Below are 14,174 nucleotides of genomic sequence, written 5' to 3'. Positions count from 1 at the left end.
CCCTGTGGCCCGGCGCGGCGGTCGTCACGCCGCGGAGACCGTCGTGAGGGGCGCCTGCGGCGGGCGCCCCTCGTGCGGCACTCGGTCCGCCGCCGGTCACTGCGGCGGGATGAGCACCTTGTCGATGATGTAGACGACGGCGTTGAGCGTGGGCACGTTTCCGCAGAGGATCTTGGCGTCGTTGACCGTGTACTCGCCGTTCTCCTCCTTGACCGTCAGCTTGCCGCCCTCAAGCGTCTCCAGTGTCCCGCCCTTCAGCTCGGAGGGCTTCACCCTTCCCGAGACGACGTGGTAGGTGAGGACCTTCTTCAGCTGGGCGGTGTCCGACTTGAGCTTGTCCCGGACGTCCTGCGGGAGCTGGGAGAACGCCTCGTTCGTCGGCGCGAACACGGTGATGCCGTCGGCGGAGTTCAGCTGGTCGGCCAGGGCCGACTGCTTGAGGGCGGCGACGAGCTCGGACAACCGCGGGTACTGGGCTATCGCGTTGGCGATGCGCTCCTTGGCCATCTCGACGGGGCTGCCGGGACCGGTCTGGGGAAGCTGCCTGCAACCGGGGCCGAAGGGCACGCCTGCGCCCTCCTCCGACGGCCCCTCGGAGGGCCCCTCCGACGGACCGGTCATCTCCTCCGAGGGCGCGCCCGACGGCTCGGCGGTCATCATGTCGGACGGTTCGGGCGTGGGCGAGAAGGTGAGGACGGAACTCGTGGCGGTCGCCTGGGCAGCCACGGGAAGAACGGCCAGGGCCGCCGCGGCGAGAGCGGATGCGAGAAGAGACTTCTTCTTCACGGTGATCTCCTTGACTGGACGGATGGGCCGTCCGGGCCCGCCGGACGGGTCCCGATGCCTCATCGTTCTGTTCGTAGATCAATGCCCTCTACTTCTGCGAAAAAAGCCCCATAGAGTGACTCTTGACTACATATCTCCCAGAGAGATCCATTTCCTAATCGACCATGACACATCCCCGTAGAGCGGACCATGAGCCCGGAGATCGTCGGCGGGGCCGGTCAGCCCAGGTCGGCCAGCACGGCGTCGGCGGCACGACGTCCCGAGACCAGGGCCCCCTGGTGGGAACCGGTGTCCCGGTGGTCGCCGCACACATAGCGCCCCCGGGCGAGGCGGACCGGGCGGCGCAGGGGGAACGGCGGCGCCATCGCGGGCAGCGCCTCCCTGACGGGATAGGTCGCCAGGTGCCGCCAGCCGGAGACGTCCGTCCGATAGATCTGCGCCAGCCGTTCGCGGACACGCGGCTCGTCGGCGTCCGAGAGCGCGCCGAGGAGTGAGGTGGAGATCAGGGCCCGCCCGTCCTGGGAGTACTCGGGCGCGCTGTCGGTGAGGACGAGGGTGTCGGTGACCAGGCCCTCGGCGTCGACGATCTGCGTCGGATCGTCCGAGGGAGAGCGCGGGGCGGCGTGGTAGAAGGTCGTCACCGCCCGCATCCGCGGCACCGCGAGGCCGGGGCAGAGCCGGGCGGCCGTGGCCGGATCGGTCGCCACGACCACCGCGCGGGCCGGGACCGTCTCCCCCCGGGCGAGCCGCACGCCGTCGGCCGTCACCTCCGCGACCGGGGCGCCGAGAGTGAGCGCCTCCTCGGGGAGGCGGGCGGCGAGCTGCAGGGGGATCCGCTCCATGCCGAGCGCGGGCACGCCGATCGTGCCCTTGGCGAAGGATCGCCAGATCAGGTGGAAGAACCGACTCGAGGTCTCCAGCTCCCGTTCGAGGACGACCCCGGCGAGGAAGGGCCGGATCAGCTTGTCGATCATCCGGGACGAGACGCCCCGGTGCCGCAGCTCCTCCAGCGTGGTCCGCTCAGGCCCGCCGCGCAGCAGGGTGGCGGGCAGGGCGAGGTCACGTGCGGTCAGCGCGGCCAGGGCGGCCTTGTCCTGGACCGACCCCACGTCGGCCAGCATCCCGCTGAACAGGTGCTCGGGATGACGCCACGGCAGCATGAAGCGCTCCCTTCGCCCCCCGTCGAAGACGATCACGCCTGAGGGGATCGCGCGAAGGTCCAGGGCTCCGATGTCGAGGAGCCTGGCCGCTTCGGGATAGGCGGTGTTGAACACCTGGAAGCCGCGGTCGAGGCGGAAGCCCTCCACCACGTCGGTGCGCACCCGCCCGCCGACCCCGTCCGCCGCCTCGACGACGCGGACCGCCACCCCCGCGGAATGCAGGCGGATCGCGCACGAGAGCCCGGCGAGCCCCGCGCCGACGACGACCACCGTGTCCGGCATGACCTGTCCCCCTTGACCGTGTGCTGTCACGAAGCGGGCGACCCCGCCCACTGTGACTTCGGGGAACGGGCCACGGGAGGTTGCCTCCGAGATCAGGCTGGCCGTACGGCCCGCGTGTTCACGGTGATCTCCCCGCCGAGCCGGAAGCCGTCGGAGAGCTTGAGGTCGTCCCCGCTCCAGAACCGGCCGGGGTCGTACCAGTTCGGCCTGCGGCCGCCGGGAAGCAGCCCCATGGCCTCGTAGGTGACGGCGACCACCTCGGCGCAGTAGGCGCTCTCCAGTGCGCTCTCCGCCGTGTTCTCCACAGTGTTCTCCGCGGTGTTCTCCGCGGTGCTCACCACGGTGTCCTCCACGGCGCCCTTCTTCCGGCCCCGCCTCAGGACCCTCGGCACCCTGCCGCGTATCCACCGCCCGGCGAGCCTGGCCGTCGAGGGGAACGGCGTGCCGTCGAGGCGGGCGACGGTGCGCAGCACCGCGTCCTCCATCTCCCGGGTGACCTGGGGGTCGAGCTGACGCAGCCAGGCGCGCTGGCCGTACCTGGTGGCCCAGACGCAGACGGCCTCCCGCAGGTCGTGCAGCTGGACGCCGCGCTGGTGGGTTCCCGACCACAGGTCGGGCAGCGACCTGCCGAGCTCGGCGTGCCACATCAACGGGGGCATGTCGTCGATGACGACGGACATGCCGACGTGGTTGACGGGGCTGTTCGTCATGGTCTGGATGGCGCGGTCGGGCACGCTGCGGCCGCGGAACAGCCACACGTCGCCGGTACGGGTCAGGTTGACCGCCTCGTCGAGGCTGATGCTCTTGCCGGACATTTCTGTAGCCTAGGCACATGCGGTGGTGGAAGGTAGTCGGTCTGGCGGGTGTGGCGGGCGTGGCGGCGACCGGAGTGGTGATCGCCAGGGCCGAGCGGCGGCGGCAGGCCTACACCCCGGAGGAGATCAGGACCCGCCTGCGCGCCCGCCTCGAGGAGGGGCCCGACGGGCCCGGCGGCTCCGAAGGCGACGCGCGAGCCTCGGAGCAGTCCTGACGCTCCTCGGGAAAGGGCGAGAAACGACCCGCTCTCCCGAGCCTCGTGAAGACGCCCCCGGGTAGGCGTCCCCCGAGCTGACACGCCCCGGAAACGGCTGCCGCCACGCGGCTGCGCCCGATTCGGGGTAGATACCGGTAGCCGGGAATGACATGAGGAGATGACGATGACGCATGACCGCGCGGGGCAGCAGGCCCAGCCGTCCGACCTGGTCGACGTGGCCCGCCTGGTGACCGCCTACTACGCGTTGCACCCCGATCCCGAGGAGGCGGGCCAGCGGGTGGCCTTCGGCACCTCGGGTCATCGCGGCTCGTCGCTGAACACCGCTTTCAACGAGGACCACATCCTCGCCACCAGTCAGGCCATCGTGGAGTACCGCGCGGCGCAGGGGACCGACGGCCCGCTGTTCCTCGGTGTGGACAGTCACGCGCTGTCCGAACCCGCCAGGGTCTCCGCGCTCGAGGTCTTCGCGGCGAACGGGGTGCGGGTCCTGGTCGACAGCCGTGACGGCTACACCCCGACACCGGCGGTCTCGCATGCGATCCTCACCCACAACCGGGGGCGTGCGACGGGCCTGGCCGACGGCGTGGTCGTGACCCCGTCGCACAACCCTCCCGGCGACGGCGGTTTCAAGTACAACCCGCCGAACGGCGGCCCCGCGGACACCGACGCCACGTCGTGGATCCAGGACAGGGCCAACGCGCTGATCGCGGGCGGGCTGAAGGAGGTCAGGCGGATCCCCTACGCCAGGGCCCTGACCGCCGAGACGACGGGGCGCCACGACTTCCTGGCGAGTTACGTCGACGACCTGCCCTCGGTGCTGGACCTCGACGCGATCAGGGAGGCGGGGGTGCGCGTCGGCGCCGACCCGCTCGGCGGGGCCAGCGTGGCCTACTGGGGCGAGATCGCCGAGCGGCACCGCCTCGATCTGACGGTGGTGAATCCGCTGACCGACCCGACCTGGCGGTTCATGACGCTGGACTGGGACGGCAAGATCCGGATGGACTGCTCGTCGCCGTACGCGATGGCCTCGCTCATCGCCAACCGCGACGCCTTCGACGTCTCCACCGGCAACGACGCCGACGCCGACCGGCACGGCGTCGTCACCCCCGACGGGGGCCTGCTCAACCCCAACCACTACCTCGCCGTCGCGATCTCCTACCTCTACGCCCACCGGCCCGGCTGGCCCCGGGACGCGGGAGTCGGCAAGACCATGGTGAGCAGCGGCATGATCGACCGGGTGACCGCCGACCTGGGCAGGCGGCTGTTCGAGGTTCCCGTCGGGTTCAAGTGGTTCGTGCCGGGACTGCTCGACGGCTCCCTGGGCTTCGGCGGCGAGGAGAGCGCGGGGGCGTCCTTCCTGCGCCGCGACGGCTCGGTGTGGACCACCGACAAGGACGGCGTGATCCTGGCCCTGCTGGCAGCGGAGATCATCGCGACCACGGGCCGCTCGCCGAGCGAGCACTACGCCGACCTGGTGTCCAGGTTCGGCGACCCGGCCTACGCCCGGGTCGACGCTCCGGCCACCCGGGAGCAGAAGGCGGTGCTCGGCAGGCTCTCCGCCGAACAGGTCACCGCCAGGACGCTCGCCGGGGAGCCGATCACGCAGGTCCTCACCTCCGCGCCCGGCAACGGCGCCGCGCTCGGCGGCGTCAAGGTGTCCACGGAGAGCGCCTGGTTCGCCGCCAGGCCCTCGGGCACCGAGGACGTCTACAAGATCTACGCCGAGTCCTTCAAGGGGCCGGAGCACCTCGCCCAGGTGCAGGAGGCCGCCAGGAGCCTGGTGTCGGAGACGCTCGGCTGAGCACGACGCCGGAGGCGCCCGGCTGAGCGGCGCCCCCCCCGGCGGCCCGAGGTCACGCGGGAGCCCGGCCCCTGCCGGGGCAGGGGCCGACAGGGGGGCGGAGACGAGCGGGGACGGGCCTGCGCGTCAGGTGAACATGCGCCACGCGGCGGGCATGACCGTCCAGGTTCGCCGGGTCACCGGTCCCGTCAGCTCGCCGTCGGCGTTCACCGGGACGGGCTCGCCGGTCACCGTCACCGTGCGGCCCCGGTCCGTGACGACGTCCCGCATGCCCGGATGGGATCCCCGGCGCAGCCGCAGGGCGTAGGCGAGCCTGTCGACGGGGCCCGTGGTCATCGAGACGACGACGTCCACCATGCCGTCGTCGGGCCTGGCGCGAGGGGTCAGCGGAGTGCCGCCGCCGATGGTCACCCCGTTGCCGACGCCGACCATGAGCACGGGCCGCCCCTCGGCCAGGGGGCGGCCGTCCACGGTCACGCTCAGCCGCCAGCCAGGGCCGCGCACGCCCGCCAGCAGGCCGCCGACGGCGTAGGCGAGCCGTCCGAGGCCTGGTTTGAGCGGCTGGGCCCGCGCGGACGCCTCCGCGCCCACGCCGAGGTGCACCGCGTTGACGACGACCCCGTCCGCGTCGTCGGCCAGCAGGTCCAGCGCCCGCGGCCTGCCCGCGAGCACGATGCGCGCCGCCACCTCCGCGTCCAGGGGGATGCCCATACCCCGGGCGAAGTCGTTGCCCGTGCCCAGTGGGACGAGCCCCACGGTTCGGGAGCCGAGTTCGCCCCGTCTGCGCAGGGTGGCGACCGTCACGTGGAGCGATCCGTCACCGCCCATCACGACCACGTCCGCGCCGGGGCTGGCGTCGAGCATCTCGTCCAGGTCCTTGCGGCCCACGGGCACGTCGATCACGTCGGCGCCGGCGCGCAGGATCTCCGTCGCCGCGGTTCTGGCGGCCTCGTCCGCGCCGCCCGCCTCCTCGTTGTAGATCGCCAGCAACTCGGCCATGCCGTCCCTCCCACTTGTCGCCTCAGCGGCCCCTGCCCACGAGGAGGGCGGTCACGCGGGAGTCAACCGAGCCGCCGCCACCAGCGGACGCCGACCCACACTCCCGCCGCGACGCCGAGCAGGGCGGCCAGGACGTACACGGCCACGCTCGAGACGTCGGAGAGGGGGTAGCCGTTGCCCCCGATGAGGATCGCCATGACCACCGCGCTCAGGAGGCCCACCCCCACGGCGGTCACGAGGCCGAGCGCGCAGGACTTCAGCGCGCGTCCGGCGGGGGCGGCGCGCCTGACCCGCCGCGCCATGACGGACATCACCCGCTCGACGACGACCTCCGGGGCGTCCTCGACCAGGCCCGCGGCGAACTGGGTGGCGGGCCGGTCGTCCCCGGGCTCGCTCAGGAAGATCCACTGATGCCCGTCGAGGAAGAGCGTGGCGTCGCCCTCCCCGGGAAGGCGCAGTTTGAGGAACGGCGTTCCCTCGGGGAAGCGCCTGAGGCGATGACGGACCGTCGGCGCGTTCATGTCGAGCGCCGTGCCCAGGGCACGCAGCGCCCGCTCCTGGCCTGGCTCATCCACCGTGGGACTCCCTCATCCTCCTATCTTCGTGCGGTGCCACACGGCGGTTGCGTCCTGAACGTCGCCTTAAAAGGAACGTTTCCGAAAAATGCAATCATTCATCCATGAGCGATCGGGTCGCAGTCATCGGAAGCGGCATCGTCGGAGCGAGCGCCGCCTACCACCTGAGCCTGTGGGGCGTCGCGGTGACCGTGGTCGACCGGGCGGACGCCGGCCAGGCCACCCGCGCCGGAGCCGGAATCGTCTGCCCGTGGGTGGACCACGAGGACGACGAGGACTGGTACCGGCTGGCGCTGGAGGGAGCCCGGTACCACTCGCGGCTGGCCGAGCTCCTGGCCGAGGACGGCGAGCACGACGTCGGCCACGCGCGGGTCGGCGCGCTGCTCGTGGCCGAGGACGCCGCCGAGCTGGCGGGGGTGCACGCGCTGCTGCGCGACAGACGGGCGTCCGCGCCCGACATGGGGGAGATCTCCGTGGTGGACCGGCCCGCCGACCTGTTCCCGCCGCTCGGCCCGCACCTGACCGCGCTCCACCTCGGCGGAGCGTCCCGGGTGAACGGGCCGGCTGTCAGGGACGCCCTGCTGCGCGCCGCCGTACGGCGAGGCGCGCGGGTGCGCCAGGGGACGGCGACGCTCACCGGGACCGGCAGGACGCTGGTCGACGGCGAGCCCCTCGACGCGGACGCCGTGGTGGTCGCCGCGGGGGCGTGGACCGGCGAGGTCTGCGGCGCCCTCGGCTGCGAGCCCGCGCTCGCGCCCAGGCGGGGGCAGATCGTGCACGCCGAACTGCCGGGCGTGGAGACCGCCGGCTGGCCGATCGTGCTGCCCAGGCGCGGGCCGTACCTGCTGGGTTTCCCCGGCTCGCGGGTGGTGCTCGGGGCGACCGTCGAGGACGCCGGGTTCGACGCCCGGGTGACGGCGGGCGGCCTGGCCGAGGTGCTGGCGGGCGGCGTCGAGCTCGCCCCCGGCCTGGCCGGCGCGGGAGTCGTCGAGACCCGGGTCGGCTTCCGCCCGGTGACCGCCGACGGGCTGCCCCTGATCGGCAGGCTGGCCGACGGGGTGGTCGTGGCCACCGGGCTCGGCGCGTACGGGCTGACCTCGGGGCCGTACGCCGGTCTCGTCGCCGCGGCGCTCGCCCTCGGCCAGACCCCTCCCCTGGAGGTCTCCCCCTACTCTCCCGGCAGGACGCCCAGGGCCGGGGCGAGCTCGGTGAGCTGAGCGACGGCGCCGTCCAGGTCGACGGGGAGAGGCTGGAGGGCGACGTGGTCGGCTCCCGCGTCGAGATGCGCCCTGATCCGCCCGGCGACGGTCTCCACGTCGCCCCAGGCGACGATCGCGTCCACCAGTCGGTCGCTGCCGTCGCCCGCGAGGTCCTCGTCGCCGTAGCCGAGGTGACGCAGGTTGTTGGCGTAGTTGGGCAGCCTCAGGTAGGGCTCCATGTGCTCGCGGGCGATCCGCCTCGCCCTGGCCGGGTCGGTCTCCAGGACCACGGCCTGCTCGGGCGCGAGGACGGCGTCGCCGCCGAGGATCTCGCGGGCGAGCACGGTGTGCTCCGGCGGCACGAAGTACGGGTGGGCGCCGTCGGCCTTGTCCCTGGCCAGCTCCAGCATCCGGGGGCGCAGGGCGGCCAGCAGGCGGGGCGTGCGCGGGTCGTCGGAGAACGGCAGGTCCCGTGCCGCGGCGTCCATGGCGTCGAGATACTCGCTCATCGCGGCCAGCGGACGCGCGTAGTCGTGGCCGCGCCGGGAGACCAGGGGGGCGTGGCTGACCCCGATGCCGAGGACGAACCTTCCCGGGTACGCCTCGCCGTACGCCGCGGCCCCCGCCGCCATGGCGGCGGCGTCGCGCGCCCAGATGTTGGCGATGCCGGTGCCGACGGCGACGCGCTCGGTGGCGGCGAGCAGGATCCCCGCCGTGGTGAACGCCTCCCTGGTGGCCGTCGCCTCGCCGAACCAGAGCGCGCCGTATCCGAGCTTCTCGATCTCTCCCGCCGCCCGCCGCACGGCCTGGGCCTGAGCCCTGCCGAACAGAGGATGCCACACGCCGATCCGGCCGATACCCATGGACGTCTCCGTTCCAACCCCGTCGTGTCACCCGGGACCGGGCTCCGCCTCCGGAGACCGGTCACCTCCGCCCCGTCGCGGGACGGGGCGAAGGTGATCCGATCATCCCATGTTCACGCGGAGGATTTGACCATCGACGGCACGCACAGCTCGGCCAGCACGGGGCGGAGCCGCTCGCGGAACTCCTGGTCGACGAGCCTGCCTTCGGCGTCGAACTGGTTGAGGACCGGCGGGACGACCAGGTCGGCGCCGTACACGAGCGCGCCCGCCGAGGCGAGGGCCCGTCGCAGCTCGGTCTGGGTCCACATCGCCTCGTGGGCGCGCAGGCAGGCGGTCACCACGGCGACCGGCTTGCCCACCAGGACCGCTCCCCCACGCCTGGACGACACCCAGTCGAGCACGTGGCACAGCTCGGCGGGCAGGGCGCTGTGCGCGGGCGCGGCGACCAGCATGCCGTTCGCGCCGGAGAGCGCGTGGCACAGCTGGTCGACGCTCGACGGGAGCGGGCCGTCCGTCAGCGGCGGCACGCCGTTCAGGCCGTCCCAGATCTCGACGTCCACCGACGCGGGCAACTCCCGCGTCGCCGCCTCGAGCAACCTGTGAATGTACGCTCCCGGACGAAGGCTGCCCGCGATTCCAATGATCTTCATCCCCGACCCCATCTCTGTCGCGACGTCACGACGCCGTGGGCGGGGGCCGGCCGGTCAGGCCACGCGAACGTGGTCCACAGCACGAAGGCCCCCGCCATGCGGCGCTGTACGGCAAAGCCGCTATTCGGCGTTGTGGTGATCCACCGCGGAAACCCCGTCTGCGACGCCGTCACAGCCGCTCCGGCGGACGTTCCGTCGATCGTGCCGTCCGGCACGAGGTCGGGACCACCGGGTACGGCCTGCCCGGTCACCGCTGCGGCGCCGTCGCCGCCGGGCTTCACGCTCCATCACATCCGCCGACCTGCCCACGGAAAGAGGCGACGAACATCGCCACGCCCACCGATCTCGCATGAGATGGCTATTTCTTCACCAGTTTCCACCCCATGCAGGAATCCTTCACCAAAATGACGCGGCCAGGACCTCGCCGTCGATCGGATGGACGGCCGGCCGAAGCGGAAGGGCGAGGGCTCGCCTCTGGCCGGTTCCGGCCAAGAAGGGAAGACACGCCGAGGCGCGGGAGCCACGCGACGAGAGCCCCGGGACGGGAACGGGGCCGGTCAGAGGGGTCGCGCCGCAGGGACGAGGAAGAGCCCCACTCCGGCGGGGGCGCCGCCGCGCGCGCGTTCCCCGGAAGCCGCCCGCGTCGTCGCCCTACGGCTGGTCGGCGGCCAATAGGCTTGATCCAGACAGAAGAAGGTGCCCGACCATGAACGACCATGACGGCCCCAATCCCGTGAACCTGGTGGCCACCGTGAGAGCGGTTCTGCCCTCGCTCACCCCCGCAGCACAGGCCATCGCCCGCCTCATCCTGAACGACCCGGGCATGGTGGCCCGCAGCACCATCACCGAGTTCAGCGCGGTCTCGGGGACGAGCGAGGCCACGATCGTGCGCACCGCGAGGGCTCTCGGCTTCGCCGGCTACTCCCAGTTGCGCTTCGCCCTGGCTGCGGCGGTCGCCAGGCAGACGCCCGAACGGCTGGCCCCCGGCGACCTGGGCCCCGACGACCCGCTCACCGACGTGATCGCGAAGGTGACCAGGGCCGAGTGCGAGGCGCTGTCCGACACCGCGGCGCAGCTCAACCCGGACCGGCTGGGCGCGGTCGTCGAAGCCGTCGCGGGCGCGCGCAGGGTGGACGTCTACGGGGTCGGCTCCTCCGGGCTCGTGGCGGCCGACATGGCGCAGAAGCTGATGCGGATCGGCCTGTCCGGCCACGCCTTCACCGACGCGCACCTCGCGCTGACCAGTGCGGCGCTGCTGCGGCCCGGCGACGTCGCGGTCGGGGTGAGCTGCACCGGCGAGACCCCGGACGTGCTGGCGCCGGTGGGCGTGGCACGCAGGTCGGGCGCGGCCACCGTCGCGATCACCAACAACCCTCGTTCCTCCCTGGGCGGACTCACCGACCACGTCCTGGTCTCGGCCGGGAGGGAGACCGTTTTCCGTCCCGGGGCGCTGGCCAGCCGGATCAGTCAGCTCCTGATCGTGGACTGCGTCTTCGTCGGCGTCGCACAGCGCACGTTCGACGCCTCGAACGCGGCGCTGCGAGCGACCGGGGACGCGCTCGGCGAGTTCCTGTCGGACACGCGCCGCCGCGGCAGGTGACGCGGCCGGCCCCGCGTCCCAGCCCCCGCCGCGTGGTCACCGCAGGTCCCTGCGGTAGAGCCAGAAGACCCGCTCGGCACGCGCGCCGACCGCCCTCGAGTAGAAACCGAGCGGCCCGACCCAGGAGATCTGCGCGCTCGCCAGGCCCGAGGCCCGCTGCTCGGCCAGGCACCGACGCAGCAGCACCCGGCCGACGCCGAGTCCCCTGGCGTCCTGGGCGACGCCCATCGGGCCGAACCACGCGGGCCTGGCGCCCCAGGCTGCGAAGCCGAGGAGCTTCCCTCCGCGGGAGGCGTAGTGGCAACCGGTCGCCTGCTCCGTCTCCCAGGCCCAGGTGTCGCCCCAGTGCTCCCTGACGAAGGCGAGCACGGCCCGCCTGTCCTGGGCGGCCTCGTGCACCGTGACGCCCAGGTCCGCCAGCCGTACGAGATCGGCCCTTGTCGACAGGTCCGCGGTGAGGTCCGCGGTCATGTTCCACGCGACCCCGTACTGCTCGTAGCCGAGGCTCTCCGCCAGGCAGGCGGCGGGCGTGTAGCGCACGTCGACGCCGGGCCAGGCGTAACAGGGCGGGTTGCCCGCGAACCTGGCCTCGACCGCCCCCTGTCCGCGCAGCCAGTCCTCCGCCGCCGCGACGAGCGCCCGGCCCAGCCCCCCGCGTTGCGCGCGGGGAGCGACCGCGAGCAGGTCGACGTGCCCCGCGGAACGGTCTCCCTCGGACACCGAGGCGAACAGCACGCCGTCGAGGCCGCGGGTCACCAGCGCCGTCCATCGTCGTGCGGGCGGCGGCCGCAGAAGCCGGGCGACCAGCGCGGACGCGTGCTCCGCGTCCAGGATGAGCGCGGCCCGCGCGATCTCGCCGATCGCCGCCGTGTCCTCGGCGGTCGCCGCACGGATCTCCGGCACACCCGCCCTCCCGTCCTCGGCCCCGCTCTCCGCGCCGTTCTCCACCCTGCTCCCTGTGACGCTCCCGCGCCGTCGCTCCCCGTGACGCCCCCGCGCCGACGCCCGTGAGCACGCCGGCCCCCGTTCTTGCTCCTACCCCGGCCGTCCCCTCGGCTCCCACGGCCCACCGCGCCCGGTCGCACGCACCTCCCCTTCCACCCCCTTCCGCCTCCGCGAAGTAAACATGATCTTGGAATATTGCACGAACAGCCTGCCGCTCTTCGGTAAACCGGACGAATTCCCCCACCCCCGACCTGTCATACCGTCGCGATAACCACGCATCGGAAGGTTGGCACGTGACCGTTGATCTACATCACCGCGCCGTCGTCGCGGACACCCACAACGACCTGCTGATGGCGGTCACCGCACGGACACCACGACGCTGGGCCTCCTTCTTCCGCCAACAGTGGCTGCCCCAGCTACGCGACGGCGGAGTGGACATCCAGGTGCTCCCCGTCTTCATCGACGAGCGCTACCGCCCCGAGGGAGCGCTCCGCGAGACGCTGCGCATGATCGAGTGCGCGCACGTCCTGGCGGAGGGGAACGCCGACGAGGTACGGCTGTGCCTGAACGGCGACCAGATCGACCAGACCCTCGCCGAGGGCAGGATCGCCCTTGTCCTCGCCCTGGAGAGCGCCCCCGGCGTCGACGCGGACGTGGAGCTGTTCTCGACCCTGTACCGGCTCGGCGTCCGCGTCGCGTCGATCGCCCACTGGGGCCGCACCCCGCTGGCCGACGGCAGCGGTGAGGACGGCACCGGCAGCAGGCTCACCTCGGCGGGAGCCGAGGCGCTGCGGGAGATGGAACGACTCGGCATGGTCTTCGACGTCTCCCACCTGGGCGCCTCGGGCGTCGCCCACGTGCTGGAGCTGGCGACCCGGCCCCTGATCGCGACCCACTCCTCCTCCCGAGCCCTGCGCGACCACCACCGCAACCTCACCGACGACCAGATCCGCGCCGTCGCCGCGACCGGGGGCGTGGTGTGCGTGAACTTCTTCGCCCCCTTCCTGACGGACGATCCCGCCGACTACACCGTCGGCCGCCTGGTCGACCACATCGAGCACATCGTGGGCGTCGCGGGGATCGACCACGTCGGCCTCGGCCCCGACTTCGTCCGCGAGGTGATCTCGGACACGACGCCGCCCTGCTGCGAGGACATCGGCTACGGCGACATCGACCCCCTGGCCTCCATCCCCGGGCTCGAAGGGCCGCGCGGCCTGCCTCTGGTCACCGAGGCCCTCGTCGGGCGCGGGCTGCCCGAGGAGGACATCCTCAAGATCCTCGGCGGCAACGTGCGGCGTCTCCTCGGCACGGTGCTGCGATGAGCGGGGCCAAGCTCGACGTGACCGCGACCGGGATCCGTCTTCGCGAGCTCCACCACCTCGAGGAGTTCGAGGACGTGTACCGCCTGTTCGGCGAGATCTGGCGATCGTCGGATCCAGCCGGCGCGCCGGTCGGCGTGGAGATGATGCGCGCCCTGTCCCACGCAGGCAACTACGTGACCGGCGCCTACCGCGACGACCGCCTGATCGGCGCCTCGGTGGCGTTCCTGGCCGCCCCCGCCGGACGCGCCCTGCACTCCCACATCACCGGCACCGCCACCGGCCACGGCATCGGCCTCGCCCTCAAACTCCACCAGCGCGACTGGGCCCTGGAGCGCGGCCTGAACCACATCACCTGGACCTACGACCCCCTCGTCCGCCGCAACGCCCACTTCAACCTGGCCAAACTCGGCGCCCGCCCCACCGAGTACCTGCCCTCCTTCTATGGAGTCATGGGTGATGTGATCAACGCGGGCGACGAGACCGACCGCGTCCTGGCCACCTGGCCGCTGACCGCGCCGCGCGTCATCGCCGCCGTCGCGGGCACCCCTCAGCCCACCTCGATCCCCGCCGAGACCGCCGTCGCCCTACACGACCACGACGGCCACCCCGTCCCCGGCAACACCGACGCCCCCGTCCTGCTGGTCGCCCTGCCCGCCGACATCGAGACCCTGCGGCACACCGACCCCGGCGCCGCCCGCGCCTGGCGGCAGGCCGTCCGCGAGGTGCTCGGCGGCCTGATGGCGCAGGGCGCCCAGGTCGTCGGCTTCCACCAGAAGACCAGCTACATCGTGCAACGCCCCAGCTGATCCGCCCCCGGCCCGCCCCCGGGCCCGCATCGGCAACCTCACCGCCTCACCACCAGGGAGACACGGCCCAGGCCGCACCACACCATGAAGATCACCGGAATCGAACTCCGCCGCATCGCGATGCCCCTCGTCGCCCCCTTCCGCACCTCCTTC

14 protein-coding genes are annotated in these 14,174 nt (G+C 72.7%); 6 read left to right on the top strand and 8 right to left on the bottom strand.

Annotated features, from left to right (window positions below):
• Positions 1 to 96 precede the first annotated feature (96 nt).
• The 3 genes from PKF00_RS35485 to PKF00_RS35475 form a co-directional block, all read right to left on the bottom strand.
• Positions 97 to 786: a fasciclin domain-containing protein gene (locus PKF00_RS35485; protein ID WP_271222095.1), complete on the bottom strand. Its 690-nt coding sequence runs from the start codon at positions 784 to 786 to the stop codon at positions 97 to 99.
• Between the two features lie 218 nt (positions 787 to 1,004).
• Positions 1,005 to 2,228 (bottom strand): NAD(P)/FAD-dependent oxidoreductase, encoded by a 1,224-nt coding sequence (locus tag PKF00_RS35480; RefSeq protein WP_271222094.1) that lies wholly within the window; start codon positions 2,226 to 2,228, stop codon positions 1,005 to 1,007.
• Positions 2,229 to 2,320: 92 nt separating this feature from the next.
• Entirely contained in the window at positions 2,321 to 3,043 is a 723-nt protein-coding gene (locus PKF00_RS35475) for a hypothetical protein (protein WP_271222093.1), read from the bottom strand.
• A 17-nt stretch (positions 3,044 to 3,060) separates the two neighbouring features.
• Between PKF00_RS35475 and PKF00_RS35470 the strand changes: the two genes are divergently transcribed.
• Both PKF00_RS35470 and pgm read left to right on the top strand, forming a co-directional pair.
• The gene (locus PKF00_RS35470; protein WP_271222092.1) at positions 3,061 to 3,258 is read left to right on the top strand and encodes a hypothetical protein; all 198 of its coding nucleotides are present in this window, start codon (positions 3,061 to 3,063) and stop codon (positions 3,256 to 3,258) included.
• A gap of 166 nt (positions 3,259 to 3,424) precedes the next feature.
• The gene (pgm, locus tag PKF00_RS35465; protein ID WP_271222091.1) at positions 3,425 to 5,062 is read left to right on the top strand and encodes a phosphoglucomutase (alpha-D-glucose-1,6-bisphosphate-dependent); all 1,638 of its coding nucleotides are present in this window, start codon (positions 3,425 to 3,427) and stop codon (positions 5,060 to 5,062) included.
• A gap of 126 nt (positions 5,063 to 5,188) precedes the next feature.
• On the opposite strand, the gene PKF00_RS35460 is transcribed toward pgm, so the two are convergent.
• Positions 5,189 to 6,061 carry a diacylglycerol/lipid kinase family protein gene (locus PKF00_RS35460; protein WP_271222090.1) on the bottom strand — a complete coding sequence of 291 codons (873 nt, stop codon included), beginning with the start codon at positions 6,059 to 6,061 and terminating at the stop codon, positions 5,189 to 5,191.
• A gap of 62 nt (positions 6,062 to 6,123) precedes the next feature.
• The gene (locus PKF00_RS35455; protein WP_271222089.1) at positions 6,124 to 6,636 is read right to left on the bottom strand and encodes a hypothetical protein; all 513 of its coding nucleotides are present in this window, start codon (positions 6,634 to 6,636) and stop codon (positions 6,124 to 6,126) included.
• A gap of 104 nt (positions 6,637 to 6,740) precedes the next feature.
• Here PKF00_RS35455 and PKF00_RS35450 point away from each other — a divergent pair, with 104 nt between their 5' ends.
• A complete protein-coding gene (locus PKF00_RS35450; RefSeq protein ID WP_271222088.1) occupies positions 6,741 to 7,853 on the top strand; it encodes an NAD(P)/FAD-dependent oxidoreductase in 1,113 nt (370 codons plus the stop codon).
• Here PKF00_RS35450 and PKF00_RS35445 read toward each other — a convergent pair.
• Together PKF00_RS35445 and PKF00_RS35440 are read right to left on the bottom strand one after the other, a co-directional pair.
• On the bottom strand, positions 7,805 to 8,698 hold the full coding sequence (locus tag PKF00_RS35445; protein WP_271222087.1) for an LLM class F420-dependent oxidoreductase: 894 nt from the start codon (positions 8,696 to 8,698) through the stop codon (positions 7,805 to 7,807). The two genes, PKF00_RS35450 and PKF00_RS35445, sit on opposite strands and share 49 nt — an antisense overlap.
• A 113-nt stretch (positions 8,699 to 8,811) precedes the next feature.
• Positions 8,812 to 9,348, bottom strand: coding sequence for an NADPH-dependent FMN reductase (locus PKF00_RS35440; RefSeq protein ID WP_271222086.1), 537 nt, complete (start codon positions 9,346 to 9,348; stop codon positions 8,812 to 8,814).
• A gap of 706 nt (positions 9,349 to 10,054) precedes the next feature.
• Between PKF00_RS35440 and PKF00_RS35435 the strand changes: the two genes are divergently transcribed.
• Positions 10,055 to 10,948 carry a MurR/RpiR family transcriptional regulator gene (locus tag PKF00_RS35435; protein WP_271222085.1) on the top strand — a complete coding sequence of 298 codons (894 nt, stop codon included), beginning with the start codon at positions 10,055 to 10,057 and terminating at the stop codon, positions 10,946 to 10,948.
• Between the two features lie 36 nt (positions 10,949 to 10,984).
• Here the strand turns inward: PKF00_RS35435 and PKF00_RS35430 are convergent, their stop codons facing one another.
• A complete protein-coding gene (locus tag PKF00_RS35430) occupies positions 10,985 to 11,896 on the bottom strand; it encodes a GNAT family N-acetyltransferase (RefSeq protein ID WP_271222084.1) in 912 nt (303 codons plus the stop codon).
• A 290-nt stretch (positions 11,897 to 12,186) separates the two neighbouring features.
• Here PKF00_RS35430 and PKF00_RS35425 point away from each other — a divergent pair, with 290 nt between their 5' ends.
• Both PKF00_RS35425 and PKF00_RS35420 read left to right on the top strand, forming a co-directional pair.
• Positions 12,187 to 13,215, top strand: coding sequence for a dipeptidase (locus PKF00_RS35425; RefSeq protein WP_271222083.1), 1,029 nt, complete (start codon positions 12,187 to 12,189; stop codon positions 13,213 to 13,215).
• The gene (locus tag PKF00_RS35420; protein ID WP_271222082.1) at positions 13,212 to 14,021 is read left to right on the top strand and encodes a GNAT family N-acetyltransferase; all 810 of its coding nucleotides are present in this window, start codon (positions 13,212 to 13,214) and stop codon (positions 14,019 to 14,021) included. The genes PKF00_RS35425 and PKF00_RS35420 overlap by 4 nt, the downstream gene beginning before the upstream one ends.
• Positions 14,022 to 14,174: the final 153 nt, after the last annotated feature.

This window comes from Streptosporangium carneum (genome assembly GCF_027922005.1).
Lineage (GTDB): Bacteria > Actinomycetota > Actinomycetes > Streptosporangiales > Streptosporangiaceae > Streptosporangium > Streptosporangium carneum.
Note: the sequence above shows the minus strand (reverse complement) of the source record. Positions and strands in the feature narration are given on the sequence as shown.